We start from the raw sequence: 26,431 nt of genomic DNA, 5'->3' as shown, positions 1-26,431 counted from the left end.
GGACAAATGGGACGGAGGAATAAAAAACATGAGTGTACACATTGGAGCCAAACCAGGAGAGATTGCAGAAACGATTCTGCTGCCTGGAGACCCGTTGCGGGCGAAATTTATTGCTGAAACGTATCTGGAAGACGTGACCTGCTACAACGAGGTACGCGGAATGCTCGGATTTACGGGAACGTATCAGGGCAAACGCCTGTCTGTACAGGGAACCGGAATGGGACTGCCGTCCATCAGTATTTATGTCAATGAGCTCATTAGTGAGTACGGTGTGAAAAACTTGTTCCGCGTAGGTACATGTGGCGGGATGAAGGAGCATGTACACGTTCGTGACGTTATTTTGGCACAGGCTTCTTGCACGGATTCCGGCATGAACCGCCATATTTTTGGCGGCTACGACTATTCGCCGATTTCCAGCTTCCCTTTATTAAAGGGCGCTTATGATCGCGGTGTTGCCAAGGGCTTAAAAATGCATGTCGGTAACGTGTTCAGCTCGGACAGCTTTTATCGTGATGACAAATCAATTACACAAAAGCTGATGGAATACGGCGTACTGGGTGTCGAGATGGAGACTTCGGCATTGTACACGCTGGCAGCCAAATTTGGCGTAAACGCGTTGACGATTCTGACGGTAAGCGATCATTTGCTGACGGGTGAAGAAACGACAGCGGAAGAACGGCAAACGACCTTTAAAGAAATGATGGAAGTTGCCCTGGATACAGCAATATCCCTGTAAACGATCATACGCACAGTGAGGAGAAATGACATATGAGAATGGTAGACTTGATCGAGAAAAAGCGTGATGGAAAAGAACTGACCACCGAGGAAATAAATTTTATTATCCAGGGCTACACGCAGGGGGAAATTCCTGACTATCAGGTGAGTGCGTTAGCGATGTCCATTTTCTTCAAAGATATGACCGAGCGCGAACGCGCGGATCTGACGATGGCAATGGTTCATTCAGGTGACACAATTGATCTGTCCGCGATTGAAGGCGTGAAGGTCGATAAGCATTCTACTGGCGGTGTGGGTGATACGACAACGCTGGTGCTGGCTCCGCTCGTAGCGGCTTTGGATATTCCGGTAGCGAAAATGTCAGGTCGCGGCCTTGGACATACCGGAGGAACGATTGATAAGCTGGAGGCTATTGCAGGCTTCCACGTAGAAATCAGTAAGGACGAATTCGTGGATCTGGTCAATCGCAGCAAAATTGCGGTCATTGGACAAAGCGGCAACCTGACACCTGCGGACAAAAAGCTGTATGCGCTGCGTGATGTTACCGCTACGGTAAACTCGATTCCGCTGATTGCCAGCTCGATTATGAGTAAAAAAATCGCTGCCGGTTCTGATGCCATCGTACTCGATGTGAAGACAGGTGCAGGTGCGTTCATGAAAACCGTCGATGATGCCAAAGAACTGGCACACGCGATGGTAAGCATCGGTAACAACGTCGGCCGCAAAACGATGGCGGTTATTTCCGATATGAGCCAGCCGCTGGGTCTTGCCATCGGTAACTCGCTGGAAGTCAAAGAAGCGATTGACACACTGCGCGGTCAAGGACCAAAGGATCTGGAAGAGCTGTGTATGTCCTTGGGCAGTCAGATGGTATTTTTGGCTGGCAAAGCCAATTCCCTCGAAGACGCCGAAGAGAAGCTCAAAGAAGTCATTCGCAACGGCAAAGCGCTGGAGAAATTCAAAGAGTTTATTGCAAACCAGGGCGGTGACGCTTCGGTTGTGGATCATCCAGAACGCTTGCCACAAGCACAGTATCTTATTGAAGTACCTGCGAAGCAGGATGGTGTGGTCGCTGAAATCGTGGCTGACGAAATCGGTACGGCTGCGATGCTGCTTGGAGCAGGACGCGCAACCAAAGAATCCGAGATTGATCTGGCTGTCGGCCTGATGCTGAACAAAAAGGTCGGCGATGCTGTAAAAGTGGGCGATTCACTGGTTACCATTCATGCCAACCGTGAAGATGTAGCCCAAGTGCTGGAGAAAATTTACGCGAACATCCGCATTGCGGATCACGCCGAAGCTCCCGTACTGATCTACGGAACGGTGACAGAGTAAGCGTTAAGCCGTACTCATAAGGTTGTAATAGATATCGTGGTTATCGAGCCGGAGACCCTCAGTTAGAGGGCTTCCGGCTTTTGTAGCTCCCGCTTTGGTTAACCAAACAACAAGGAATTTCAATGATGAAAAGAAAGGATGAGCGGAGCTATTTTAAGCCGAAAGGAAAAAATGCTATTGTCAATGTCCAGTGAGGGTACTATACTGAACCTACAAACTGACGACCGTTCGTAAGGTTATTGGAGGAAGAACATGACACTGCAGAAAATTAAAGCGGCTGGCTTGCAGCAATTTGCGAGAAAGGGATACGATGCGGCCTCCCTGCAACTGATTGCTGATGAGGTAGGGATTAAGAAGCAGTCGATTTATGCTCATTTTAAAAGCAAGGACGATTTATTTTTGGATATATTTGCGGATGCGGTGGATCAGGAGATTTTGGAGCTGGATCGTTATTTTCAAGATCAATCCGAACAGTCCCTTGAAGCTGTCCTGCGAGGGTTAATCATTGAATTTAAGGAACGCTATGAGAGCGCCATGAATTTGCGTTTGATCCTGTATGTCGGCTTTCTAATTCCGTCTACGCTGGAAGCCCAGGTTCAGGCCCTGGTCACACGCTATGTAGAGCATAAAACCAGCTTGGTATATGAGCGGCTGGCAGCCGAAACATCGGTTAAGCTTCGTGTTCCAGCTCGATCCGCTGCAACAGCTTATATGAATTTGATCGAAGGCATGCTGGTAGAGCTGGTGTATAACGGTACCGCCGATTTTGATCCGCGTCTGGAAAGCTCTTGGGATATTTACTGGCATGGCTTGATTCAGGCCTGAGCATCCAGGCATTTGAGTCAACATAATTTTATTGGGGGAAGAGAGCTGTGTCTGTGAAGGAAAGCTTTTGGTCCAGAAACTTTATACTTTTGATGATTTCCAATGCTATATTATTCATGGCATTCGAAATGCTTTTGCCGACGCTGCCGCTGTTTGTGGAAAGTCTTGGTGGTAGTCCGTCACAGATCGGCCTGGTGACAGGTGTGTTTGTGTGCTCAGCGATATTCATTCGTCCATTTTCCGGTAAGCTAATCCAGCTTATGGACAGGAAGTATGTTCTCATTATCGGGGTGGCGATTTGTATACTTGCCACGGGCAGCTACATGTTTTCCACCAGTTTGCTGCTGTTGCTGGTGTTCCGGCTGGTGCATGGCTTTGGATTTGGTATTGCTAGTACTCTATATGCGACTTCTGCCTCGGATGAATTGCCTTCTCATCGTATGGGAGAAGGAATGGGCTATTTTGGCGTAGGTGAGACGGTAGCGATCTCCGTGGGGCCGTTGATTGGCATATGGATGCTGCATGCAGCGGGCTTTAACGGACTGTTTTCCATGGGCGCTGTCATTATGCTGCTAGCTCTTGCTATGATCGTATTGGCTCGTCGCCATTCTGTTCAACCGACGAGTGCAGATACAACGAAGGAAAAAACGAAGGTTCCACTCAAATTATTTGAAAAAAAAGTGCTGCTGCAATCCTGTCTTGTACTGCTGGTCGGCGTAGTGGCAGGTGGAGTGATGTCTTTCGTGGCCTTATTTGCCAAGGAGCAGGGATTCACCAACGTAGCATGGTTCTTCTTTACGGTGGCTATGGCAAGCTTCCTCGTCCGACTGGTGTCCGGTAGAATTTTTGATACCAAAGGCCCGGCTTATATCCTGATTCCCGCAGGGGTTGTGCTTATCGCCGCCATTATCATGGTGGCCTCATCGCGGACGGAATTGCAATTTTTGGTCGCTGCTGTGCTGTATGGCTTGAGCTTTGGAGCTATTTTCCCGGCTTTGCAGGCTTGGGCCATCAGTGTGGTCGGAGAAGATGAGCGAGAGGATGCCGTGGGTTCGTTTTATAATTTCTTCGATTTGGGCATCGGGGGAGGCTCTTTGATTTTGGGTATGGTTGCGGGATTAACCTCCTATAAAACGATGTATTTGTTCTCCACTCTCCTGATTGCGGCATATTTAATTATATTTGTGGTTTATAGTGTATTGGATAAGAAAAAGTCCCGTAACACGCTGAACGTATAAGCGCATAGATGCCTTGGATCAAGTTTGAAAAATATGACAGCCGGACTCATAATAGATATGAGTTCGGTTTTTTGTATAGTAAGGCAGAAGGGCATCATAGAGGGGGAGAGACATGTTCGAATTATACAGCGATGTCCGGGGAACGGCCTATGAACGGCTGATTGATTATGCTATGGAACGAGCGGACACTTTTATGCTAGGCGTACATGAATGGGAGACAGAGGACATGGGTATTGATTTCGACACGACTATCATGTTCAAGGAACTGTTACAGCAATTGAATCCATTTTTGCTGTCAACGCATTCCTATGAGGAGATGAGAGGAAAACATGCTGTAGCCTACACACAAGGAACGTTCTATCGATACCAATGCACGCCGGCGGCGGGGAGCTGTTAAAGCGAGCGGCGTCCAGCTTGTTTTCCTGGATGCATCCGAAAGTACCTGAGGATTTGTGTTTCCAGAATGCCGAAGGAGAGGATTGGATCATCAACGTTGCTCACGAGCGAATAGGCAGACTGAACATGGGTAGAGAAGAGGTCGCTGCATTGGAGGAGCTTATCCCCGGTGTGTTCATTCACAAGCCTGAGCATCGGGATATAGATGCTTTTCTGAACGATGCCATTCGGCATCAGCCAGATCGGTTGGAGTTGATGGGGTTTGCTTTGACGGAGATACCGGAACGGATCAGAGAATTGTATTCTTTGCAGCATCTGACCATCTTCGAGCAGGATATACGATCATTACCTCCAGCTTTGTTCGAATTGGAATCCTTGGAGTCACTGACGATACAAGTAGCGGATCTGGAAGAGCTACCAGCCAACATTGCCAAGCTAACCCGACTCCAAAGCTTGAATATCGCTTGTGGGAGCTATGACCGTCCAGCACCGGATTACAAGGTGATTCCCAAGGATGAGTTGTCATTCCGGCATTTGCCGCCTGAGATAGGAGAGCTACAACAGTTGGAGTATTTGGATATACAATATAGCGGAATTCGTACACTGCCCCCTGAAATACAAAATCTGAAAAATCTGCGCTCCTTAAATGTTGTGAACGGATTGATTGAATCTGCCCCCGATTTTATATTCAAAATGACCTGGCTGGATCGTTTTCTTGTGGAAGATAAGCCGTTCCATCTGTGTAATCACGGCGACGACTAAATGGTATGGAAAATGGCTTATATCGTTTAGGATTCAACATATTTCTATAAAGGAGGAAATGAAATGGTAGATAAGTGGGTTTGGATGGGGGTCGCAGGGGCAATTGTGGGGTATGCCGCTTTTGCCAACTTATCGACGACTACGCATACTACATCAACGGCGAGTGTGGTGCACCCGGCTGCTCCGTTAAGTGTGCAGAATGAGCAAGGGGGCGTAACGAAGCGCATTGTACATGATCAGGAGATGCAATTTGAGGGGCCTGCTCATACGAACTTTACATTTGAAGAGGGACGGAAGCTGTATATCAGCATCAAGAATACAGGGAAGCAACCTATACGATATAAGCTTAAAAGCGCGGGTACGTCAGGCTTGTCAGGTCAGACAGATGGATTTTCCAGCCGAACGTTGCAGCCGGGAGAACGGCATGATCTGTTGTTGGTAAAGCCGGAGGAACAAAATGAAGCAACGAAGGATTCCACAACTGAGCTGATTTTGGATGTAAATACGGACGATGGCTCCAAAGGATCAGTGAAAACGTTCGCTTATATTACACTGTAAGCTCCTTCCATATGGGCACGACATGCGGTCATTAGCCTACTTATGTTACAATAGAACGGTTGAAGACTTAATGAACAGAATAGGTCAGAGCAGAAAGCAGAAGCAGAAAGGATGACCCGTTGTGCCCAAAAACCAAGAATACGGTAATCAGAAAATGTCACGGAGGCTGTCACTCACAGCCATTTTACTTACACTTACATTTGTAGCTCTCGCTGGCTGCGGCCAGGATAAGAATGCTGAAACCGTCGAGACCGGAAGCAATACAAGTGCGATAGAGCATGGAGCTGATGCGGATCGTAGTGGTTCAGCCCCAAATGAAAAAGTAGCGAAAGAGAGCGAGAGTGCGGAAAACAACGGAAATGAAGCGGAAAAGTCAAGTCCATCGGCCCCGGCTACTTCATCGGATGTTTCTTCCTCCCCAAAATCCGCCAATCCATCCCACAATCCTTTTGAGGTAGCAGGTATTCAGGACCCTAAGGCGTTTTTGAACACGTTCAAAGCGTTGCAGAAGGCTGTTGCCGACAATGACAAGGAAAAGGTGGCCAATTACATTTTCTATCCTCTGCGCGTCAACGACAGTGAAAAGGCACTAACAATTCCGAATAAGAAAGAGTTCATTGCCAAGTACGATCAGATTTTTACGGACGCAATTCGTGAAGCGTTGGTGAATCAAAAGACAGACGACTTGTTTGTCAATTATCAGGGAGTCATGGTTGGCTCAGGCGAGCTGTGGTTGAGAAGAGATACAAACAATCCGAAGCTTTTTGGAGTTTTTTCAGTCAATCTTGAAACGGTCGCCAATTAAGCAGTACCTCGTGTGTGAAAATAGCCTGTAAGCAGTCGGGAACATCCTGTTGTTCCTGACTTTTATCCCCTGAAGGAAGCGAAGCACAGATCATCCATCCCAAAAAAAGGTTTGACAACGCTCATAAACTCTCGTATTATATCTACATAACTCATTAAACAGGTAGGAATTAAAGAATTAAAGTATTAAAGTATGATCTCGCCATTGTGGCGGAGAACCTCTAGGAACAGCAGGCAGACACTGTCCAAGCGACAGGTTTGACCTATCAGGGCTGCATCAGGGAATTCTCCGCTCTTTTTTTTGGATACGTCTGTCAATAACAGGCGTAAATGAATTTGTTTTTATTAATTACATAGAATTAGGAGGGTTTTGATGAAAGGGAAATGGAAAAGTGGACTTATTCTCGGGCTATCTTTGGTTTTGACGTTGACGTTAAGTGCTTGCGGAGCAAGCAAAGGAGAAACACAGGCGAATGGCAGCTCTGCTGCGGGTTCCAAAGATGTGGAGCTGCTCAATGTTTCTTATGATCCGACCCGTGAGCTGTATGAGGCGTATAACAAGGCGTTTGCCGCTCACTGGGAGAAGGAGAAAGGGCAGAAGGTTACGATCAAGCAATCTCATGGAGGATCTGGTAAACAAAGCCGTTCTGTGCAGGACGGGCTGGATGCGGACGTAGTTACTCTGGCTCTGGGCTACGATATTGATGCGTTACAGGAAAAAGGGCTGATTAAAGAGGGATGGCAGGATAAATATGAGCATAATAGCTCTCCATACACTTCAACCATTGTGCTGTTGGTGCGTAAAGGTAATCCGAAAGGGATTAAAGACTGGGACGATCTGATCCGGGGTGATGTGCAGGTTATTACGCCGAACCCCAAGACGTCAGGTGGAGCCCGCTGGAACTACCTTGCGGCATGGGCCTATGCGCTCAAGAAAAACAATAACGATGAAGCTAAAGCCCAGCAGTTTGTACAGGAGCTGTACAAACATGTGCCGGTACTGGACAGCGGTGCGCGTGGAGCGACAACGACCTTTGTGGAGCGCGGAATTGGTGATGTACTGATCGCTTGGGAAAATGAAGCGCTGCTTTCCGTGAAGGAGCTGGGTACGGATAAATTCGATATCGTATACCCGTCGATCAGCATTTTGGCCGAGCCTCCGGTAGCGATGGTCGATAAGGTTGTGGATAAAAAAGGTACACGAGAGGTAGCGGATGCGTACTTGAAATATTTGTACAGCGAAGAGGGGCAAACCATTGCTGCCGAGAACTATTATCGTCCAACGCTGGATAGCGTAAAGGCGAAGTTCAAGGATCAATTTCCCAAGCTGGAACTGGTGACCTTGAAGGATGTATTCGGAACGTGGAAGGAGACGCAGCAAAAGCATTTTAGCGACAAGGGCATCTTTGACCAAATTTATGTACCTGGAAGTTAATGGATTTCAGAGAGGGATGGACAGAACATGAGTCAAGTGCAAGTCACCCGAAAACGCGTACTTCCCGGGTTCGGGTTAACGATGGGATATAGTGTGCTGTACCTCAGTCTGGTGGTGCTGGTGCCTTTATCGGCGCTGCTTCTGAACTCAACCGGATTGACGTGGGAGAAGTTTTGGGATGTGGCGACTGACGTCAGGGTACTGGCTTCTTACAAGGTAAGCTTTTTGTGCGCTGCCGCTGCGGCGCTGATTGACCTGTTCCTCGGTTTTCTGATCGCCTGGGTGCTGGTGCGTTATGAATTTCCGGGAAAACGGATTTTTGATGCGGTGATTGATCTGCCCTTTGCATTGCCTACAGCGGTTGCGGGTGTTGCTTTGACAGCTCTATATGCGCAAAATGGCTGGATCGGCTCGTTGTTCGAACCGCTTGGCTGGAGGATGGCCTACTCGCAGACGGGTATTACGCTCGCGCTGATGTTTATCGGTATCCCGTTCGTCGTGCGGACGGTCCAGCCCGTGCTGGAGGAGCTGGACAAGGACGAGGAGGAGGTCGCCGCTACGCTGGGAGCGGGCAGATGGCGTACCTTTCGCAGCGTTATTGTGCCCGAGCTGATACCACCGCTGCTGACGGGCTTTGCGCTCGCCTTTGCCCGTGGCATCGGGGAGTATGGCTCAGTCGTCTTCATTTCCGGCAATATGCCGATGAAGACCGAGATCGCGCCGCTGCTCATTATGTCCAAGCTGGAGCAAAATGACTATGCCGGAGCTACGGCGGTAGCATTGATGCTGTTGGTCATTTCATTCCTGCTGCTGCTGGTGATTAACAGCATTCAGCGCTGGTCGCGGCGACGTACTGTCTAACGTTATCACGCAGGACAGTATGCGTTTGGTTCATACGATAGCGGTATATCCGCTGTTTAAGGAGGAAGAAACATCATGTCACAAGCGATAACCGGACAGGAGCTTACCCATGCATCTGTGCCTTCATCTGCACCGCCCAACAGGGTTACAACCGAAGCCCCTTGGGTGAAGTGGACGCTGATCGGTGCCGCTTTTCTGGCTTTGCTGTGGGTGCTGGTACTGCCGCTGATCGTCGTACTTACCGAAGCGCTCAAGCAGGGCTGGAGCGTATACGTTGAAGCGTTACGCGACCCGGACGCCATGTCGGCGCTGCGGCTGACGCTGTTGGTGGCGGCGATAACAGTACCGTTGAATACGGTATTTGGCGTAGCGGCGGCTTGGCTGATTACAAAGTTTCAATTTCGTGGTAAGGGCCTGCTGGTCACCCTGATTGATTTGCCCTTTGCCATCTCTCCTGTCGTCGGCGGATTGATGTATGTGTTGGTATTCGGCGCACAGGGCTGGCTTGGGCCGTGGCTGGACGAGCATGATATCAAAATTATTTTTGCCTTGCCGGGCATTATATTGGCGACGCTGTTCATCACGTTTCCTTTTGTAGCGCGGGAGCTGATTCCGCTAATGGAGGATCAGGGACACCAGGAGGAAGAAGCGGCGGTTACGCTGGGCGCACGCGGCTGGCGTATTTTCTGGAAGGTGACGCTGCCGAATATCAAATGGGGTCTGCTGTATGGCATTATTTTGTGTAATGCGAGAGCGATGGGTGAATTCGGGGCGGTGTCCGTGGTCTCGGGACATATCCGTGGAGAGACAAACACACTGCCGCTCCATGTGGAAATTTTGTATAACGAATATCAATTCTCGGCATCCTTTGCGGTGGCCTCGCTGCTGTTATTGTTGGCTCTCGCCACCTTGGTGCTTAAAAGCTGGTTTGGGCGCAAACGGGTTCATTAATGAAACGCAGGAACATGCTTGATTCCACAGGGTCTCTCTTCGCGTCTATCGTCGATGTTTGGCGATAAGATGGGAAGGGAGACCCTTGTTCTAAGATGACTTATATGGATAATAAAATGATCATATCAAGGCACGTAGCTGTGCCCAAGAGGAGCGAAGGGAATTATGAAACATCCGTTTCAGTCCTACCGTCAGCTATTTCCAGTGCTGTCCTCACATATTCATCTAGGGAGCTGCTCCCAAGGAGCCATATCAAGGCCAGTTTCTGCTGCAATCGAGGAATACCATCGAAGCTTGCTGCAACACGGGCATAACGGCGACTTGTCTATGGCACGGGTGGAGGAGGCCAGAGGACATTTTGCCAAACTGATCGGGGCGGAGCCTGACGAGATTGCGGTGCTGTCCTCAGCCTCCGAGGCGATTGCCGGGGTGGCAACTGCACTTCCTTATGTATCGGGAAAAGAAGGTATTGTGTACGCAGATACTGACTTCCCGACCGTAGGGCACATCTGGCAAGCGCAGGACCAATTCCGTGAGCACATTCGTTGTATCCCCTCCATGCATGGTGAGGTTACTTTGCAGCAGTACGAGAAACACATTACCGAAAACACTGCACTTGTTATGGTGTCCCATGTGAACTACACCAACGGATTTCAGCAGGATCTAAAATCTATGGCGGATGTGGCTCACCGAAATCAGGCGTTGCTGTTTGTAGATGCCTATCAGTCTGCGGGAATCATACCTATGGATGTAAAAGCGATGGGCGTGGATATTCTGGTGGCAGGAGCCCGCAAATATATGCTGGGGATTCCGGGAGTCGCTTTTCTTTATGTAAGCAACGATTGGATAGACCGCTTCAAGCCCAAACTTACCGGATGGCTCGGACAGGAAGCCGCTTCCCGGTTTGATATTACACGCTCGGTTCTGGCGGCAGGAGCCCGACGCTTTGAGACGGGATTGCCTTCATTCATTAGTATCTTTGCCGCCAATGCGGCCTTAAAGCTGCTGCTGGAAATCGGGGTCACGGACATTCAGGCGTATATGAGCGAATTGCTGGAATTTTCTATGGAGTATGGCCGCCGCAAAGGGTTAAGCATACGTTTGCCTTCCGGGGAAGGAGCTTTACCTGGCCTCATCGCTGTTGAGGTAGCCGATGCATCGGCGGTTGAGAGGCGCTTGAGAAGACAAAATATCATCGTTTCGGCACGGAAGGATGTGATCCGCGTGGCTCCGCATTTTTACAATACAGCAGAGGAAATCCGGCGGGTGATGGACGAGGTAGCGGCCATTTGATGAATCTAAAAAGCCTCTTCTGTGTAACGGGAGCGTAATGTTGTCCCTTTTACACAGGAGAGGCTTTTTTGGCATTTTCAATCTTGTTGATTATACAATCCGCTTGCGCAGCCAGCCGGAAATTAAATCCGTTAATATGATCAGGACCACAATGCCTAGCAAAATGACACCTACACGGTTCCAGTTGCGCATTTGGAGCGCAAACAGCAGCGGAGTACCGATACCGCCTGCCCCGACCAGACCGAGCGTGGTTGCGGAACGGATGTTAATTTCAAAACGGTAGAGCGAATACGAAAGGAACTGTGGAATCACTTGCGGCAGCACAGCGAAGAAAATCACCTGCAAACGGTTGGCACCACAGGCGATCAAGGCTTCCTGCGGCCCGTGATCGACGCTTTCGATCGTTTCTGAAAAAAGCTTCGCCAGCATGCCGATCGAGTGAATACCGAGGGCAAGCACACCCGCGAATGAGCCGGGTCCAACGGCCTTGATGAACAGGATCGCGACGATCATTTCAGGAAATACCCGAATGACGCTGAGTACAAATTTACCGCTGCCTGACAAGGGGCGTAACCGAGTCATGTTGCTGGATGCCCAGAAGGCAAACGGAAGACAGACAAATGCGGATACGAAGGTTCCGAGAACGGAGATAACCAGCGTATCCAGTAGCCCGCGCAGCAAGTCCTCTCCTTCAGGAATGTACACGAATGACCAGTCAGGATGAAGAAAGCCGTCCAGTATAGCGAGAGAGACGTTTTTGGCGGTTCCCTGCAATCCTTCGAACTGCATCCCACGGAAAGCCCAAATATAAATGATGATCAGCAGAATGGCTATCGCCCATAAACGCAGTCTGGAGCGAAGAGGTCTGCGAAGTGTGGAATCATTCATAATAGTTTCCTCCGTAGCATGTTACTGCCGTAATCAATCGCCAAAACGATGACGAGGGTCAGTAGAATGATGATGCTTGCCCGGTCATACCGGAACAGGCCAAGCGAACGGTCGAGCAGCAGGCCGATACCGCCCGCGCCGACCAGCCCCAGAACAGAGGCCGCACGTACATTGACCTCAAAGGTGTACAGCAAGTAGGACACAAAATAGGGCAATGCCTGCGGTACGACTCCGAAGGCAATCACCTGAATGCGGCTCGCGCCAACGGCGGTCATGGCTTCCAGCGGGCCGGGATCAATGGCTTCAATGGCCTCGAACGTCAGCTTCGCAATGATGCCGAAGGAGAAGAAGAGCAGGGCGAGCATCCCTGCGAACGGCCCGATGCCGAACACCGCCACAAAGATGGAGGCAAACAGCAGATCGGGAACGGTCCGCACGAGGTTCAGGATTGTGCGCATCGGCAGCGAGATCAGCTTGCGCGGCATGACATTGTAGGCGCACAGCAACGCAACAGGAATAGCCAGCAACGCACCCAGTGTCGTGCCGACAATGGCAATCTGGATGGTTTCCAGCATCGGCTTCCAGATGGTAGGCAGGTAACTCCAGTCAGGAGGAAACATTTCGCCCAGCAATTTGCCCATCTCCGGCAAGCCGACGATCAACTGGTAAGGCGTAGCATTCGTATGAATGGAGCATGCCACCAGCACCACAATAAAGATCATCCAGGTGGCGTAACGCTTGTAACGACCCGGCAGGGCTGGCCCTGCGGTCGGCTTTGATGGCTGCGGCGGTCCGGCTTGCGGTGACGGCGGCGTCGAAGAGAGCGGCTGGACAGTGGAGTCGGGCTTCATGATCCCACTCCCAGCAGCTCATCATGCTTGATGGCCCGGCCGTAGATTTCCGCAAAGGCATCATCCGTAGCTTCCTCCGGCGTGCCGTCAAAGACGACCTCTCCGGCACGCAATCCAATGATCCGCGTCGCATATTCGCGCGCCAGATCAATGAAATGCAGATTGACGATGGTCGTAATCTGCATTTCACGATTGATCCGCTGGAGGTCGTCCATGACCTGGCGGGTGGTCAGCGGATCAAGCGATGCGACAGGCTCGTCCGCCAGAATAATCTTGGCCTCCTGCGCCAGAGCGCGGGCGATGGATACGCGCTGCTGTTGACCGCCGGACAGCTCATCGGCCCGGCTGTAGGCCTTTTCGCGGATGTTCACGCGTTCCAGCGCGGTTAGTGCCAGCTCGATATCCTCCTTCGGAAAGAGACCGAGGATGGTCCGAAGCGTCGAATGATAGCCGACCCGACCGGAAAGCACGTTGCGGAGTACGGTGGAACGCTTGACCAGATTGAAGCTTTGAAAGATCATGCCGATATCGCGGCGAATACGGCGCAGCTCGCTGCTTCCGGCAGACGTGACAGACCTGCCGCCCACAACAATGTCGCCGGAGGTAATGTCATGCAGTCGATTAATGGAACGCAGCAGAGTAGACTTGCCCGCACCGGACAAGCCAACAATGACGACCATTTCGCCCTCTTTAATCGTCAGATTAATATTGTTCAACCCTTTGGTGCCGTTCGGGTATGTTTTCGATACATTGCGGAATTCGATCATATGCTCCCAACTTTCTCCCCCCGATGGGGTGGAATGAAAACAACACCGCCATGAATACATGGACGGTGCTGCCCTGTCATTCGTAATGCCTGTTTCGTAGCTGTTGCTTCATTACAATTACGTGTTTGCTCCTATTACTTAACCGCTTGGCCGACGGCTTCGGCATATTCACGTACAGAATCGAAGTTTTTATCGTCGCCCTTTTCATAGCCTACATGCGTGTAAATTTCTTTAATGATTTCGCCGCCCGCAGGGTCTTTGGCGATATCTATAAAGGCTTGGCTGATTTTGTCTCTCCACGCCTGATCCATATCGGAACGTACGCTGACCGTATCATTCGGAATTTTAGCTGTGTAATGAATGACACGAGTTTTTTCAAATACATCCGGAATTTCCTTCTTTACCGTGTTGCGTGCATCCTGGAAAACAGCTACAGCATCAACCTGACCGTTCAGTAGCGCCAGAATAGCAGCATCATGGCCTTTGATCGTTACACCCTGGACATCTGTGTCCGGGTCCACGCCGGCTTTTTTCAGCTCTGCTGCCGGATACACATAGCCTGCGGAGGAGGTTACATTTTGCCAGCCAACTTTTTTACCCTTCAGATCAGCCAGGCTTTGAATCGGAGAATCCTTTTTCACCACGATCATCGCTTTATAAAAGTTTACTTTTTCAGTTGTATCCTTGCCTGTACCGTCTTCAATGCCGTAGCGTTGGGCTTGCAGGAGCAAGTCAGCCGCTTTACGGTTATCGTGGGCCAATACATAGGCATTCGGCGGAAGGAATCCTACATCTACCTGTTTGGAAGACATGGCTTCCACAATCGTGTTGTAGTCGGGGGACACGGTTACTTTTACCGGAATTCCGAGCTTGTCGCCCAGCAGCTTTTCGAGCGGCTTGGCTTTGGCTTCGAGCGTATCTGCATTTTGTGAAGGAACGAACTGTACTTTTAACTCTGTAGGAACATAGGCTGTGCTTTCGCTTTTCGTGCCATCTGTGCCTGGAGTGGACGCGCTGTTGTTATTGCTTGCATTGGAGCTGCAAGCGGCCAGACCTGCCGCCAGTGTGAAGGTCATGCACAAGGTCAGTGCTTTTTTAAACAAAATAATTTCCCCCTAAAATAGTAATAACGAAAATAAAATTGAAAAAGTCTGTAAATTCTGTGACAAACAGAATCTTAACAGCTAGTCCGGTCGCTAGGGTAAAAACCATTCCTGACTTTGGTAAAAAGTATGTAAAATATATCTTATACTCTCTCATTTCTGTTCATTTAACATTCTCTTAACAGTACCCTGTTAGACTTGTTCAAGCTCTAAGACCGAAGCTGAGGGAGAGAACAGGATTGGATATTTCAGATATCAATAAAGAGGTACGACAGCAGACGTTATGTCCTGTGAGGGTGAAATTTCGCATTATGGTTACGACCGATCTGCATGTCAGCTTGTGGAATTACGATTATTATACGGATCGGGAAACGTTACAGTACGGTCTTGCGCAAACAGCCAGTCTAATCCAGGCAGCTCGGTCCGAGGTACCTAACCACCTGCTGCTGGATAACGGGGATGTTATTCAAGGCAATCCGATGGGGGATTATGCTGTACAGCTTCTCCAACAGGACCCGAACGCCGTGCATCCTGCCTACAAAGCGATGAATCTGCTTGGGTACGAAGCGGGCAATATCGGGAATCACGAATTTAACTATGGATTGGAATATTTACAGACTTGCATTCAAGGAGCCAAGTTTCCTTTTATCAATGCCAACATCTATATGCAGGCGGATACAGATATAGATACGAAGAAAGATATTTTTACAGATAGCCATACAGTCGTGGAAAAAGAACGAAATTACTTTACACCTTATCTGATACTGGATAAGACGGTGGAGGATGAAGCAGGCGGCAAGCATTTGTTGAAGGTGGGGATTATCGGGTTTGTGCCTCCGCAAATTATGCAATGGGACAAGGCGTGGCTGGAAGGAAAAATCATCGTCAAGGATATGCTGGAGACAGCAAGACGGTTTATTCCGCAAATGAAGGCAGAGGGAGCAGATTTGATTATTGCCATGCCTCACGCGGGCTTCGAAGATATTCCTGAAACGCCATATATGGAAAATGCGGTGCTGCATCTGAGCAATGTAGAAGGGATCGACGCTATTTTGTTTGGTCATGCGCATAAAGTATTCCCCGGCCCTTCGTTTGTTGGTAAAACTCGTGTTGACGTGGAGCGAGGCACCATACATGATATTCCGGCGGTAGAGCCGGGCTTTTGGGGAGATCATCTGGGTGTCATAGATCTGGACCTGACCCTTATGGACGGAGCGTGGCAAGTGGCTGCCTCTTCTGCAGAGGTACGTCCGGTGTATGATCCAGTACGCAAGCAAGCGCTGGTGCAGCCGGATACTGCCATTCAGCAGGCGGTTGCGGAAGAGCATGCCGGAACGCTGGACTATATTCGCGCACCTGTTGGCCAGACGACATTAGCAGTAAACAGCTTTTTTGCCCAGGTGATAGACGATGCTTCCGTTCAACTCGTGAACGACGCGCAAATTTGGTATGTGAAGCAGCAGATGCAGGGGAGTGAGTACGAAGGTCTGCCCGTTTTGTCGGCAGCGGCTCCCTTTAAAACAGGCGGCAGATACGGGCCCTCGTATTATACCGATATTCCGGCGGGGACTTTGGCAATCAAGCATATCGCCGATCTGTACAATTTTCCAAACACACTGCATGTCGTCCGACTGACCGGGGGAGAAATTCGGGAATGGCTCGAATGGTCTGCCGGACAATTCCGACAAATTGATCCTTATGCAGAACAGGAGCAAGAGCTGATTGATTCGGATTTTCCGAGCTTTAACTTCGATATCATTGACGGGATTAGGTATCAGATTGATGTGACGCAGCCCGCCAGATATGATGCTGCTGGAATATTGAAGGAACCGGATGCGCACAGAATCATTCATATGTCCTTGGATGGAGCGCCGATGGATATGCAGCGAAGCTATTTGGTTGTCACGAACAATTATCGTGCGTTTTCTTCTACATTGGTCAATCCGGGTGGGGAACGAATCGTACTCGCTTCACCGGATGAAAATCGGCATGTGCTGACCGAATATGTGCGGCATATGAAGACGTTGACGCCCAAAGCAGACGGTCACTGGTCCCTCTCACCATGGCCGGGCCGCCCGCACGTGACATTCCTGACCTCACCGCAAGCAACAGATGCCGCCCAAGCCTATTCGGAGTTGCTTTATGAAGGATTGACCGCAGAGGGATACGCCAAGTTTGCCCTGGATTTCGGACGATCCTGAATTCTTTTTTTTAAAAATTGAATCCAAAGTGATCCAAACGGAAAGCTCCCCCGTTATACGGTATGTAAGCAACACATGACAACATATCCAACGAGGGAAAAGCGGACTCATTTCCATTCTTTATGAGCCTATGGCATCAAATGTTGAGCAAAGACTGTCCCTTCAGGGGTGGTTTTTTTGCACACGGATTATTTGAAATCGTACGAAATTCGTAATTTTATATGTCCTGAGTCGCGTTTAAGTTATTGACCTCCGTTATAATTAGACATATACTTTGATTAAACAAATTTTGGTTTAAAAGGTAATGAAAAAGTCACCATCATTTGATGGAGGGGGTGTCCCTTTGGAAAAAAACACCACGATTCGTGCAGAAATTGAAAAGTATATTCAGCGTGAAGGTATTTCCATGCAATGTTTCGCAGACGCTTCCAAGGTAAATCCGGGTACACTTAGTGGTATACTTAACCGGAATCCCCCACGGCCGATTTCAGTTAATCAGCTTGATCTGATTACCGGGGCTATGGGATTGGAAGAAGGGGCCTTGTTCGAGATGTATGTGGATGAATGTTTTATTCATTCCTTACCGCACTGGAGGAGGTTACGTCCGTTTCTTCTCCGTTGTTCAGAGCTGAACAAGCTGGAATGTATTTGCAGCGTACTTGGCTATCTGATGGATGATTTATCGAACATTCCGGCTATTTTTGAGACCGCAGAAGCGATGTTTGAAGACGACAGATATGAAGCCGCTATGCTGCTGTACAATTGCGTCATCGAGAGTGAAAAATATACCCACTCCGAGCGGTTAGCGATCAGCTATTTCCGTATATTCCAGGTTCAGATCAAGGATAACAAACGGAGCTTGAAGGCTGCTGTACAATTCCATTTGTACCGTGGTCGGTTGCCGGAAACTTACGCATTGGAAGGCTTACATATGCTATCTCAAGTGTTTGCGTTAAAAATGCAATGGTCCGAGATGGAAATGTATGCGGACGAGCTGCGAGAATTGGCTCAGGCGCTATACCGCAATCGGAACCGCTTTGGAGATGAGCATCTGGAGTTGCTCAAACCGCTTGTCTACTATTATGCACAGGGTCATCTGCTCAAGGCCAGCTGCTATGAGTTTCAGGGCAGGTATGAGGAATCCAAGAAATGGATTGATGGGTATGCAGATTTGAGCTGGTTTGAAGGATTGGACGAGGAAGGCCGGAAAGTAGTGGACATGCATCGTGTGTATGCTCAAGGCAATCGGCTCTGTATCGAAATTAAAATGGGCAATACCTCTGCAATTTATGAATATATTACGTATTTGCGCGAGCATCCGGACGAGACACTGGAAGGCTTGAATACGCTGCTGGAATCAGCGAACAGGTTCGGTTACTTTGCGGATGCCGAGCTGGGGCTATTCAGCGAGCAACTCAAGAGCTTCTGGGAGCTTGCCCCGGATCAATGGGACACTCACTACCGCAAGCATTTTAATGCATTCCGCTTCGCCTCCTTTTGCAAGGTGTATGCCGAATATCATTTTCGGAAGGGTGATTATGCGAAGGGACTGGGGCAAACACTGCATTGCTTGCAGCTGTCTGTAGACAATAGCTATACTGAGCATATTATCGGTTGCATGGCTTTGTTTGAGCAGCACCGGAATTTTGCTACCCCGGAACAGCAGCATTTGTATCAGAAGTTTTGTCTGGGCGTGCGTGAAAATGAAAAGAATCATGCTTATGATCACAGCACCGGCGGGTATTTGTAATCTTTGTCATTCAAACCTTCATAGATCCTATTCTTGTGAGGATGTTCCCGGTCAAAAGGGAACGTTCTCGTTTTTTAATGCTACTGTTTTCTGTGACTTTTAGCATAGGAAGAACGCATTGCGCGTTGACAAGTTTCGCATGCGGGATTAGGATAAATGCAGCACAGTAAGTGAAGGAGAGCATGTGAAAATGACGATTCCCAAAACATTAACGATAGCCGGCTCCGACACCAGCGGCGGCGCGGGTATTCAGGCAGACCTGAAAACCTTTCAGGAGCTTGGTGTATATGGAATGAATGTATTGACAACCGTAGTTGCGATGGAACCCCAAACATGGAACCATCTAGTATATCCTGTTGCGCTGGATGTGGTAGAAGCACAGCTGCGCACGGTATTGGAAGGTATCGGCTTTGACGCGATGAAAACGGGTATGCTCGGTTCTGTTGATATTATCGAACTGGTTGCCAGCCATCTGCGCAAGCATGATCTTAAACGGGTCGTTATTGATCCGGTTATGGTCTGCAAAGGCACGGATGAAGTGCTTCAGCCGGAAAATACAGAAGCGATGCTGGAATTTCTGATCCCGGGCGCTGATCTGGTAACGCCGAATTTGTTCGAGGCTTCGCAATTGGCGAAGAACGGACCGATTACGACGCTGGAACAGATGCAGGAAGCGGCTGCGATTATCCATGAGCGCGGGGCGAAGCACGTGCTGATTAAGGACCGTGGCAAAATTCGCGCAGGTAAAGCGATGGATCTGTTGTATGACGGAATCACCTTCGACTGGTTCGAGGCGGATGTTGTGAAAACAAGCTTCACCCATGGTGCAGGCTGCACCACGTCGGCAGCAGTAACGGCTGGCTTGGCCCAGGGGCTGACCGTACGTGAAGCAGTGGATCAGGCCAAAAAATTTATTACCCAGGCGATTGAAGGCAGCTTCAAGCTGAACGAATTCGTCGGCCCGACTCTGCATGCGGCACATCGTTTGCAAAATCAGTAAAGCATGAATGCATTTATAAAACGGCTGCTATAGGCAGTGCATCTACGATATATTTAGCGTTAGGCTAGAGTCTTAAGCCGCAATACAGGGTATTGCGGTTTTTGACGTTGTATTTTTTTGGAATTATATCTTCCAGTTTGCTCTAATCGTACTGTATAATAGGCATCAGATTTATTAAATTTAGGGAGGACTCGAAGCAATGACATTATTCAGCCAAATGGCTTATATCCGGCCAGTGCAAACTGAAATTGAACAGTGGTTTAAAACGCTTTTGCAGCAATTTCGTGAAGCGGACAGCGTAGAGCGTCAAAATGAAGTCATTCATGCCATTAATAAGCTGCGCAGTAACGTGGAAACGCAATTGCAATTAGTAGAGGTTCGGCACTCCATTGATACGGAGGACGCATTTTACAAAGCAGAGCAAGAGTACGCTGATGATTTCATGCCGGTCATTCAGGAGTATGTAACCGATTACTACCGGGCCTTGGTGGACTCGCCGTTCAGAGCCGAGCTGGAGAGCCAGTGGGGTAGCCAGCTTTTCAGTATCGCCGAGGTATCACTCAAGTCGTTCCACCCGGATATTATTGAGGATTTACAGCAGGAGAATAAGCTGACCTCCGAATACTCCCAATTGATTGCTTCGGCGAAGATCCCGTTCGAGGGAGAAGAACGTACATTGTCGCAGCTCCTGCCTTTTGAAATGGCGACAAACCGGGAGACACGCAAACAGGCCTCCGAGGCCAAGTATCAATTTATGAGCGAGCATGAGGATGAGCTGGATCGAATTTACGATGAACTGGTTAAGGTACGCACGCGCATAGCGCACAAGCTGGGCTACGATAACTTTGTAGAGCTGGGCTATGCCCGTTTGGGTCGTACCGATTACAATGCCGCTATGGTTGCCAATTTTCGCGAACAAGTGCTGAAACATATCGTTCCGCTGGCAACAAAGCTCAAGGAGCGCCAACGCGAGCGGATCGGAGTGGATCAGCTTCGCTATTATGATGAAGGCTTTAACTTTTTGTCAGGCAATCCTACACCCAAAGGCGACCCGGAGTGGATCATTCGTAATGGAGCACGTATGTATGAGGAGCTTTCACCGGAAACACATGAATTTTTCAGCTTTATGATCGAACGTGGGTTGATGGACCTGACTAGCAAAAAGGGCAAGCAAAGCGGAGGCTATTGCACGTTTTTGAGTGAGTATGGCACGCCGTTTATTTTCTCCAATTTCAATGGTACATCCGGTGATATCGATGTGCTGACGCATGAAGCGGGTCATGCCTTCCAGGTGTATGAAAGTCGACATTTTGAAATCCCCGAGTACCACTGGCCAACCATGGAGGCGGCTGAAATTCATTCCATGAGTATGGAGTTTTTCGCATGGCCCTGGATGAAGCAGTTCTTCGAGGACGATACGGATAAATATCACTTTGAACATTTGTCCTCATCGTTGTTGTTTGTCCCTTACGGCGTAGCTGTGGATGAATTTCAGCATGCAGTATATGAACATCCAGACTGGACGCCAGCCGAACGTAAAAGCGCATGGCGCTCCATTGAACGCAAGTATAAACCGCATTTGGACTATGAAGGCAACGAGTATCTGGAGCAGGGCGGGTTCTGGCATAAGCAGGGACATATTTTCCAATCCCCGTTCTACTATATCGACTACACACTTGCACAATTGTGCGCATTCCAATTCTGGAAACGCATGAGTATCGACCGGACAGCTGCGTGGGAAGATTATTTGAAGCTGTGCCGTGCCGGGGGGAGTCATTCATTTACCGGATTGGTGAAGCTGGCTGGTCTGATTTCGCCGTTCCAGGATGGATGTATCGCCTCTGTGATCGGAGAAATTGAAGCTTGGCTGAACAGCGTGGATGATAAAAAGCTTTAAGCTTAACCCAAAAGGGCATTTCACTTACCAGTAAAAGCTGAAAGGCTTGCAAATGAGATGTCCTTTGGGATGGAAACAGAGCTGTTGCACGGAAAAAGCCGGGAACCTCTACATGATGTAGAAGTCCCGGCTTTGTGTGTTTTTAGAGCAAATATAGCTCTATTAAAGCTTGGTATTCAGCGGTTTGAGGTTGGCCTCAATGGAAGCGCGACGCGATTCCAAAAATGGCGGTAACGCCAGCGATTCACCCAGAAACTCCAGTTCTTCATCTGTATCAAAGCCGGGTCCATCGGTTGCCAATTCAAACAAAATGCCGTTCGGCTCACGGAAATACAATGAACGGAAGTAAAAGCGATCCACGAACCCTGAGCTGGAAATTTGCAGTTGGTTAATACGATCAACCCACTGTCTAAGTTCTTCCTCAGTCGCAACACGGAAGGCTACATGATGCACACTGCCTCGTCCCGGGCGCTCTTGTGGAAGATCGTTACGTTCTTCCAGATGAATCTCAGTTCCGGTACCGCCTTCGCCGGTTTCATAGATGACCACATCAGGCTGCCCGGCAACGGTGGAAGAATAGGAGCCCTTTTTGCGGAAGCCCATCACCTGCTCCAGAATGAGGATCGTGTTCTCCGCTTTTGGAATGGTCAGATGAACTGGGCCAAGTCCGACGATGCCGTATTCAGCAGGGACAGGGCTTTTCTCCCAAGGCGTACCGCCCCGCACTCCGTTGTCATGCTCATCCGAAACCAGGAAGAAGCGCTGCCCTTCAAAATCCTCAAACGAAAGCGCCAAACGTCCCGCTTGATCCGTAATTTCACCATGTTTTACATCCAATTGCTCGAAACGGTCTTTCCAGTAATCCAGTGCTTTGTCATTCGGTACCCGCAGGGAAAGCGCCGAAATGCTGTTATTCCCCGTACGAGTTTGCCCCGCATGTGGGATTTCAAAGAAAGTGACTTCGGTACCAGCCGTTCCGCGCTCATCTCCATAAAAGAGGTGATAGACGCTAACATCATCCTGATTCACCGTTTTCTTAATGAGCCGAAGTCCCATTACCTGAGTATAAAAATCAACATTCTTAGCCGCCGCCGCCGTAATCGCCGAAACGTGATGCAATCCTAACAGTTTCATGTCATTATCCTCCTTGGTTTTTATATGATTAGGTTTTTCAAAGCAAAATAAACAGTCGTAAACTTTTCTTTATTATTTATTATCTTGATATTAAGATATATTATTTTGGATTGTTTGTCAACTTGAATTATACACTGACTCCAAAGACGGACAAAAATAGAAATTCGAAATAGTGCAAAAGCAGATACAATAAAGCCCGATATAGCCCAATGTAGATAGAATGAATTTTATTATAAAAGGAGTGTACTCGATGTATGCGGATAAGGATTTAACCATTAGGCCCGTTACAGAAGAAGACTTACATGCTCTTTGGACGCTAACCTATAAAGAAGAATCGCCGGAATGGAAGCAATGGGATGCGCCTTATTATGAGCATAAGACACTTTCTTTTGATGATTATTTAAAAGATAAGGAAAAGCGAATCGGGCAAGATGCTTTTGGCTCATTGAAATGGAAGGTAAGGTCATTGGATCAGTGAGCTATTATTGGGAGCATAAGCCTTCTCAATGGCTTGAAATGGGGATAGGTATCTATGATTCGCAATATTAGAGCGATGGGTATGGTACGAGGGCGCTTCGACTGTGGATCACGCATTTGTTTAATACATTACCTCTAGTAAGAGTGGGCTTTACAACCTGGTCAGGAAACCATCGGATGATGAAGGTTGGGGAAAAGCTGGGGATGACCTTGGAGGCCCGGCTTCGAAAGTGCAGATATTATAATGGACAGTATTATGATTCGATCCGAATGGGGCTTTTGCGGGAAGAGTGGAAGTCGTAAGCTCCTAATTCAAAATTTTTAAAATCAAGTAGATCAAGCTGTCGGGATGCTCCCGACGGCTTTTTTTGCATGTTTTGTTCATTTCAAAAAATTTGACAGATACGAGATGACTGATATAATTTATGCTAGTTGATTTTTGATAATGATTATCATTATTGGAGGGGAGGACAGGGCCGAAGCTTGGTACAGGTTGTTGGAGAACAGGCTCCCTTGGTTAGAACATGAAATTGCGTTATTTAATACTGGCTTTTCTGGTACTGGCCTTCGCCTCGGTTTTTATCGGTGTTCATGATGTAACTCCACTTGATTTGTTCCACTTAACCAATGATCAGGCGCAGGTGCTCCTGATTAGCAGACTACCGCGTTTGATCAGCATCATCATCGCAGGAGCGAGTATGAGTATCTGTGGGCTTATTATGCAGCAGCTTACCCGGAACCGATTTGTATCGCCCACCACCGCAGGGACGATGGATGCGGCACGATTAGGTGTGCTGATGGCTATTATGGTGTTTGGAGCGGCTGGATTTTGGACGAAGATGCTGACGGCTTTCGGGTTTGCCCTAGCGGGGACACTGATTTTCATGAAAATACTGGATAAAATCCGTTTCAAGGACCCGGTATTTATCCCGCTGGTCGGTTTAATGTTCGGGGGCATTTTAAATTCGGTGACGACCTTTTTCGCCTATAAATACAATCTGATCCAGAGTATTTCCTCGTGGATGCAGGGTGATTTTTCACTGGTGATGAGTGGTCGCTATGAGATGCTGTATCTTAGTGTTCCTTTGGTTGCATTGGCGTACATATATGCGAATCGTTTCACAATTGCAGGCATGGGCGAGGATTTTGCGGCAAATTTGGGCGTACATTACAAGCGCACCGTCAATGTTGGTCTGGTGATCGTGGCTTTGGTTTCCTCCGTCGTCATATTGACCGTGGGAACGATCCCTTTTCTGGGGCTGGTTGTACCCAATCTGGTCAGCATGTATATGGGCGATAATCTGAAAAAAAGTTTGGCCCACACCGCGACCTTGGGCGCCGTCTTTGTGTTGTTTTGCGATATTTTGGGACGGGTCATCATTTATCCGTATGAAATATCTGTAGGGCTTACGGTTGGTGTGATCGGGAGCGCGTTGTTCTTGTATTTGCTGTTGAGGAGAAGGGCCTATGAATCCTAAATTAAAAATCGGCATATTAGCCGCTGCCGCGCTTCTGTTGATTGCTGCTTTCGTGTTTATAGATCTTCCGCATACCTGGCACTACGCGCTGCCACGAAGATTGAAAAAGATAGCAGCCTTCATCCTGACAGGTGGATCGATTGCTTTTGCAACGGTTATTTTCCAGACGATTACCAATAACAAAATTTTGACCCCGGGCATTATCGGGCTGGATTCACTGTATATGCTGATTCAGACGACCATTGTTTTTGCGTTTGGCTCTGTACCGTTCATTTCGACCAGCAGAGAGCTGAATTTCTTATTATCTGTGGGACTGATGGTACTGTTCGCGGGTTTATTGTACAAATTAATTTTTCGCAAGGACGGACGCGGGATTTATGTTCTTCTGCTGATCGGCCTGGTGTTCGGCACGCTTTTCAACAGTTTATCTACCTTTATGGAAGTGCTGATTGATCCGAACGAATATGCAAAAATTCAGGACAAAAGCTTTGCCAGCTTCAGTAATGTGAATACCGAGCTGCTGTGGCTATCCGTCGTGATTCTAGTGCTCGTATTCGCTTATGCGTGGAGGTTCATCAAGTATCTGGATGTGCTGTCGCTCGGACGGGAGCATGCGATTAACTTGGGGCTTCCATACGGATTTATTATTAAAAGATTGCTGGTGATCGTGGCGATTCTCATCTCCATTTCCACGGCGCTCGTCGGACCGATTACTTTTCTCGGGTTGATTGTGGCGAATGTGGCCTATCAAGTGATGAAGACTTATCGGCATCGATATATTATTCCAGCCTCCATCTGTGTCAGTGTCATTGCATTGGCAGGCTGCCAACTGCTGGCAGAGAGAGTATTCGACTTATCGACAACGGTCAGCGTCATTATTAACTTTATCGGGGGGGTGTACTTCCTGTACCTTTTGCTGCGGGAGAATAAATCATGGTAGAAGTCAAAAACGTATCCAAACGCTACGGGAATAAAAATGTGGTGGATCAGGTATCCGTCACCGTACCGAAAGGCACCATTACCTCCTTTATTGGACCTAATGGCGCGGGAAAAAGCACGTTGTTGTCGATGATCAGTCGTCTGACAGACAGCGATGAGGGAGAAATCCTGATTGACGGACAGGCCGTGAGCCTGACGAAAAGTGAGGAGCTGGCCCGGAAGATATCCATTTTAAAACAGACCAATGATGTCAACATCCGCTTAACCGTGAAGGAACTGGTCAGCTTCGGCCGTTTTCCGTATTCCCAAGGCAGATTGAACAGCGAGGATCGCCAAATGGTCGAGCAGTCCATGGCCTACATGGGGCTGGAGGACATGAAAGACAAGCATATTGATTTGCTTAGCGGTGGACAGCGACAGCGGGCTTTTATTGCGATGATTTTGGCTCAGGACACGGAATACATACTGTTGGACGAGCCGCTGAACAATCTGGATATGAAGCATTCGGTTCAGATTATGAAGACGCTGCGCGCTTTGGTGGATGATCTCGGCAAAACGATTCTGGTCGTGCTTCACGACATTAACTTTGCCTCCTGCTATTCGGACTATATTGTGGGGATGAAGGACGGCAGGCTACTGAAGCAGGGAACGGCTGACGAGATGATTGATAGTCAGGTATTAAAGGATTTGTACGATATGGATATTCCGATTCAACAGATCGGTGATCATAAAATTTGCGTTTATTTCACATAG

The 26,431-nt window shown here is 48.6% G+C and carries 24 protein-coding genes and 1 pseudogene; 20 read left to right on the top strand and 5 right to left on the bottom strand.

Features of this window, described 5'->3' with window-relative positions; translation table 11 throughout:
• The first annotated feature begins 28 nt into the window (after window positions 1–28).
• The 12 genes from deoD (at window position 29) to QMK20_RS22375 (ending at window position 11,193) form a co-directional block, all read left to right on the top strand.
• Entirely contained in the window at window positions 29–736 is a 708-nt protein-coding gene (deoD, locus tag QMK20_RS22430; RefSeq protein WP_283653383.1) for a purine-nucleoside phosphorylase, read from the top strand.
• 32 nt (window positions 737–768) lie between these two features.
• On the top strand, window positions 769–2,070 hold the full coding sequence (locus QMK20_RS22425) for a pyrimidine-nucleoside phosphorylase (protein ID WP_283653382.1): 1,302 nt from the start codon (window positions 769–771) through the stop codon (window positions 2,068–2,070).
• Window positions 2,071–2,322: 252 nt separating this feature from the next.
• Entirely contained in the window at window positions 2,323–2,895 is a 573-nt protein-coding gene (locus QMK20_RS22420; protein WP_283653381.1) for a TetR/AcrR family transcriptional regulator, read from the top strand.
• Between the two features lie 47 nt (window positions 2,896–2,942).
• Window positions 2,943–4,133, top strand: coding sequence for an MFS transporter (locus tag QMK20_RS22415; protein WP_283653380.1), 1,191 nt, complete (start codon window positions 2,943–2,945; stop codon window positions 4,131–4,133).
• A 112-nt stretch (window positions 4,134–4,245) separates the two neighbouring features.
• A complete protein-coding gene (locus QMK20_RS22410; protein WP_283653379.1) occupies window positions 4,246–4,530 on the top strand; it encodes a hypothetical protein in 285 nt (94 codons plus the stop codon).
• A 29-nt stretch (window positions 4,531–4,559) separates the two neighbouring features.
• Window positions 4,560–5,291, top strand: a complete 732-nt coding sequence (locus QMK20_RS22405; protein ID WP_283653378.1) for a leucine-rich repeat domain-containing protein — start codon at window positions 4,560–4,562, stop codon at window positions 5,289–5,291.
• A 63-nt stretch (window positions 5,292–5,354) separates the two neighbouring features.
• Window positions 5,355–5,849: a hypothetical protein gene (locus QMK20_RS22400; RefSeq protein WP_283653377.1), complete on the top strand. Its 495-nt coding sequence runs from the start codon at window positions 5,355–5,357 to the stop codon at window positions 5,847–5,849.
• Window positions 5,850–5,970: 121 nt separating this feature from the next.
• A complete protein-coding gene (locus QMK20_RS22395) occupies window positions 5,971–6,654 on the top strand; it encodes a hypothetical protein (protein WP_283653376.1) in 684 nt (227 codons plus the stop codon).
• Window positions 6,655–7,026: 372 nt separating this feature from the next.
• Window positions 7,027–8,088 (top strand): sulfate ABC transporter substrate-binding protein, encoded by a 1,062-nt coding sequence (locus tag QMK20_RS22390; protein ID WP_283653375.1) that lies wholly within the window; start codon window positions 7,027–7,029, stop codon window positions 8,086–8,088.
• A 27-nt stretch (window positions 8,089–8,115) separates the two neighbouring features.
• A complete protein-coding gene (gene cysT, locus QMK20_RS22385; RefSeq protein ID WP_283653374.1) occupies window positions 8,116–8,949 on the top strand; it encodes a sulfate ABC transporter permease subunit CysT in 834 nt (277 codons plus the stop codon).
• A 75-nt stretch (window positions 8,950–9,024) separates the two neighbouring features.
• Window positions 9,025–9,900 (top strand): sulfate ABC transporter permease subunit CysW, encoded by an 876-nt coding sequence (gene cysW / locus QMK20_RS22380; RefSeq protein WP_283653373.1) that lies wholly within the window; start codon window positions 9,025–9,027, stop codon window positions 9,898–9,900.
• A 165-nt stretch (window positions 9,901–10,065) separates the two neighbouring features.
• Complete coding sequence (locus tag QMK20_RS22375) at window positions 10,066–11,193, top strand: aminotransferase class V-fold PLP-dependent enzyme (RefSeq protein WP_283653372.1); 1,128 nt, start codon at window positions 10,066–10,068, stop codon at window positions 11,191–11,193.
• A gap of 90 nt (window positions 11,194–11,283) precedes the next feature.
• On the opposite strand, the gene phnE (QMK20_RS22370) is transcribed toward QMK20_RS22375, so the two are convergent.
• The 4 genes from phnE (QMK20_RS22370) to QMK20_RS22355 form a co-directional block, all read right to left on the bottom strand.
• Complete coding sequence (gene phnE, locus QMK20_RS22370; RefSeq protein ID WP_283653371.1) at window positions 11,284–12,081, bottom strand: phosphonate ABC transporter, permease protein PhnE; 798 nt, start codon at window positions 12,079–12,081, stop codon at window positions 11,284–11,286.
• Window positions 12,078–12,932, bottom strand: a complete 855-nt coding sequence (gene phnE / locus QMK20_RS22365; RefSeq protein ID WP_283653370.1) for a phosphonate ABC transporter, permease protein PhnE — start codon at window positions 12,930–12,932, stop codon at window positions 12,078–12,080. Before phnE (QMK20_RS22365) ends, phnE (QMK20_RS22370) begins: the two co-directional genes overlap by 4 nt.
• Window positions 12,929–13,699: a phosphonate ABC transporter ATP-binding protein gene (gene phnC, locus QMK20_RS22360; protein ID WP_044644544.1), complete on the bottom strand. Its 771-nt coding sequence runs from the start codon at window positions 13,697–13,699 to the stop codon at window positions 12,929–12,931. The genes phnE (QMK20_RS22365) and phnC overlap by 4 nt, the downstream gene beginning before the upstream one ends.
• A gap of 134 nt (window positions 13,700–13,833) precedes the next feature.
• The gene (locus QMK20_RS22355) at window positions 13,834–14,802 is read right to left on the bottom strand and encodes a phosphate/phosphite/phosphonate ABC transporter substrate-binding protein (RefSeq protein ID WP_283653369.1); all 969 of its coding nucleotides are present in this window, start codon (window positions 14,800–14,802) and stop codon (window positions 13,834–13,836) included.
• Window positions 14,803–15,041: 239 nt separating this feature from the next.
• Here QMK20_RS22355 and QMK20_RS22350 point away from each other — a divergent pair, with 239 nt between their 5' ends.
• The 4 genes from QMK20_RS22350 to QMK20_RS22335 all read left to right on the top strand — a co-directional run bounded on the left by QMK20_RS22350 (window position 15,042) and on the right by QMK20_RS22335 (window position 21,650).
• Entirely contained in the window at window positions 15,042–17,003 is a 1,962-nt protein-coding gene (locus tag QMK20_RS22350) for a bifunctional 2',3'-cyclic-nucleotide 2'-phosphodiesterase/3'-nucleotidase (protein ID WP_283653368.1), read from the top strand.
• Between the two features lie 343 nt (window positions 17,004–17,346).
• Window positions 17,347–18,753 (top strand): DNA-binding protein, encoded by a 1,407-nt coding sequence (locus tag QMK20_RS22345; protein WP_283653367.1) that lies wholly within the window; start codon window positions 17,347–17,349, stop codon window positions 18,751–18,753.
• Between the two features lie 190 nt (window positions 18,754–18,943).
• Window positions 18,944–19,753 carry a bifunctional hydroxymethylpyrimidine kinase/phosphomethylpyrimidine kinase gene (gene thiD / locus QMK20_RS22340; RefSeq protein WP_044644540.1) on the top strand — a complete coding sequence of 270 codons (810 nt, stop codon included), beginning with the start codon at window positions 18,944–18,946 and terminating at the stop codon, window positions 19,751–19,753.
• 199 nt (window positions 19,754–19,952) lie between these two features.
• Complete coding sequence (locus QMK20_RS22335; RefSeq protein ID WP_283653366.1) at window positions 19,953–21,650, top strand: M3 family oligoendopeptidase; 1,698 nt, start codon at window positions 19,953–19,955, stop codon at window positions 21,648–21,650.
• 162 nt (window positions 21,651–21,812) lie between these two features.
• Here QMK20_RS22335 and QMK20_RS22330 read toward each other — a convergent pair whose 3' ends face one another.
• Window positions 21,813–22,784: a ring-cleaving dioxygenase gene (locus QMK20_RS22330; RefSeq protein WP_283653365.1), complete on the bottom strand. Its 972-nt coding sequence runs from the start codon at window positions 22,782–22,784 to the stop codon at window positions 21,813–21,815.
• A 250-nt stretch (window positions 22,785–23,034) separates the two neighbouring features.
• On the opposite strand from QMK20_RS22330, the pseudogene QMK20_RS22325 reads away from it, so the two are divergent.
• The 4 genes and pseudogenes from QMK20_RS22325 (at window position 23,035) to QMK20_RS22310 (ending at window position 26,431) form a co-directional block, all read left to right on the top strand.
• Window positions 23,035–23,564: pseudogene (locus tag QMK20_RS22325) on the top strand (GNAT family N-acetyltransferase).
• A gap of 221 nt (window positions 23,565–23,785) precedes the next feature.
• On the top strand, window positions 23,786–24,739 hold the full coding sequence (locus QMK20_RS22320) for an ABC transporter permease (protein WP_014278186.1): 954 nt from the start codon (window positions 23,786–23,788) through the stop codon (window positions 24,737–24,739).
• On the top strand, window positions 24,729–25,679 hold the full coding sequence (locus tag QMK20_RS22315; RefSeq protein ID WP_283653364.1) for an iron chelate uptake ABC transporter family permease subunit: 951 nt from the start codon (window positions 24,729–24,731) through the stop codon (window positions 25,677–25,679). The genes QMK20_RS22320 and QMK20_RS22315 overlap by 11 nt, the downstream gene beginning before the upstream one ends.
• Complete coding sequence (locus tag QMK20_RS22310) at window positions 25,673–26,431, top strand: iron ABC transporter ATP-binding protein (RefSeq protein WP_283653363.1); 759 nt, start codon at window positions 25,673–25,675, stop codon at window positions 26,429–26,431. The genes QMK20_RS22315 and QMK20_RS22310 overlap by 7 nt, the downstream gene beginning before the upstream one ends.

Origin of the sequence: Paenibacillus sp. RC334, assembly GCF_030034735.1 — a bacterium.
Lineage (GTDB): Bacteria > Bacillota > Bacilli > Paenibacillales > Paenibacillaceae > Paenibacillus > Paenibacillus terrae_A.
Note: the sequence above shows the minus strand (reverse complement) of the source record. Positions and strands in the feature narration are given on the sequence as shown.

Coding starts and splice junctions, on each gene's coding strand:
- deoD (WP_283653383.1), top strand. CDS start 29: ATGAGTGTACACATTGGAGCCAAACCAGGAGAGATTGCAGAAACGATT.
- QMK20_RS22425 (WP_283653382.1), top strand. CDS start 769: ATGAGAATGGTAGACTTGATCGAGAAAAAGCGTGATGGAAAAGAACTG.
- QMK20_RS22420 (WP_283653381.1), top strand. CDS start 2,323: ATGACACTGCAGAAAATTAAAGCGGCTGGCTTGCAGCAATTTGCGAGA.
- QMK20_RS22410 (WP_283653379.1), top strand. CDS start 4,246: ATGTTCGAATTATACAGCGATGTCCGGGGAACGGCCTATGAACGGCTG.
- QMK20_RS22405 (WP_283653378.1), top strand. CDS start 4,560: ATGCATCCGAAAGTACCTGAGGATTTGTGTTTCCAGAATGCCGAAGGA.
- QMK20_RS22400 (WP_283653377.1), top strand. CDS start 5,355: ATGGTAGATAAGTGGGTTTGGATGGGGGTCGCAGGGGCAATTGTGGGG.
- QMK20_RS22390 (WP_283653375.1), top strand. CDS start 7,027: ATGAAAGGGAAATGGAAAAGTGGACTTATTCTCGGGCTATCTTTGGTT.
- cysT (WP_283653374.1), top strand. CDS start 8,116: ATGAGTCAAGTGCAAGTCACCCGAAAACGCGTACTTCCCGGGTTCGGG.
- cysW (WP_283653373.1), top strand. CDS start 9,025: ATGTCACAAGCGATAACCGGACAGGAGCTTACCCATGCATCTGTGCCT.
- QMK20_RS22375 (WP_283653372.1), top strand. CDS start 10,066: ATGAAACATCCGTTTCAGTCCTACCGTCAGCTATTTCCAGTGCTGTCC.
- phnE (WP_283653371.1), bottom strand. CDS start 12,081: ATGAATGATTCCACACTTCGCAGACCTCTTCGCTCCAGACTGCGTTTA.
- phnE (WP_283653370.1), bottom strand. CDS start 12,932: ATGAAGCCCGACTCCACTGTCCAGCCGCTCTCTTCGACGCCGCCGTCA.
- phnC (WP_044644544.1), bottom strand. CDS start 13,699: ATGATCGAATTCCGCAATGTATCGAAAACATACCCGAACGGCACCAAA.
- thiD (WP_044644540.1), top strand. CDS start 18,944: ATGACGATTCCCAAAACATTAACGATAGCCGGCTCCGACACCAGCGGC.
- QMK20_RS22335 (WP_283653366.1), top strand. CDS start 19,953: ATGACATTATTCAGCCAAATGGCTTATATCCGGCCAGTGCAAACTGAA.
- QMK20_RS22330 (WP_283653365.1), bottom strand. CDS start 22,784: ATGAAACTGTTAGGATTGCATCACGTTTCGGCGATTACGGCGGCGGCG.
- QMK20_RS22320 (WP_014278186.1), top strand. CDS start 23,786: ATGAAATTGCGTTATTTAATACTGGCTTTTCTGGTACTGGCCTTCGCC.
- QMK20_RS22315 (WP_283653364.1), top strand. CDS start 24,729: ATGAATCCTAAATTAAAAATCGGCATATTAGCCGCTGCCGCGCTTCTG.
- QMK20_RS22310 (WP_283653363.1), top strand. CDS start 25,673: ATGGTAGAAGTCAAAAACGTATCCAAACGCTACGGGAATAAAAATGTG.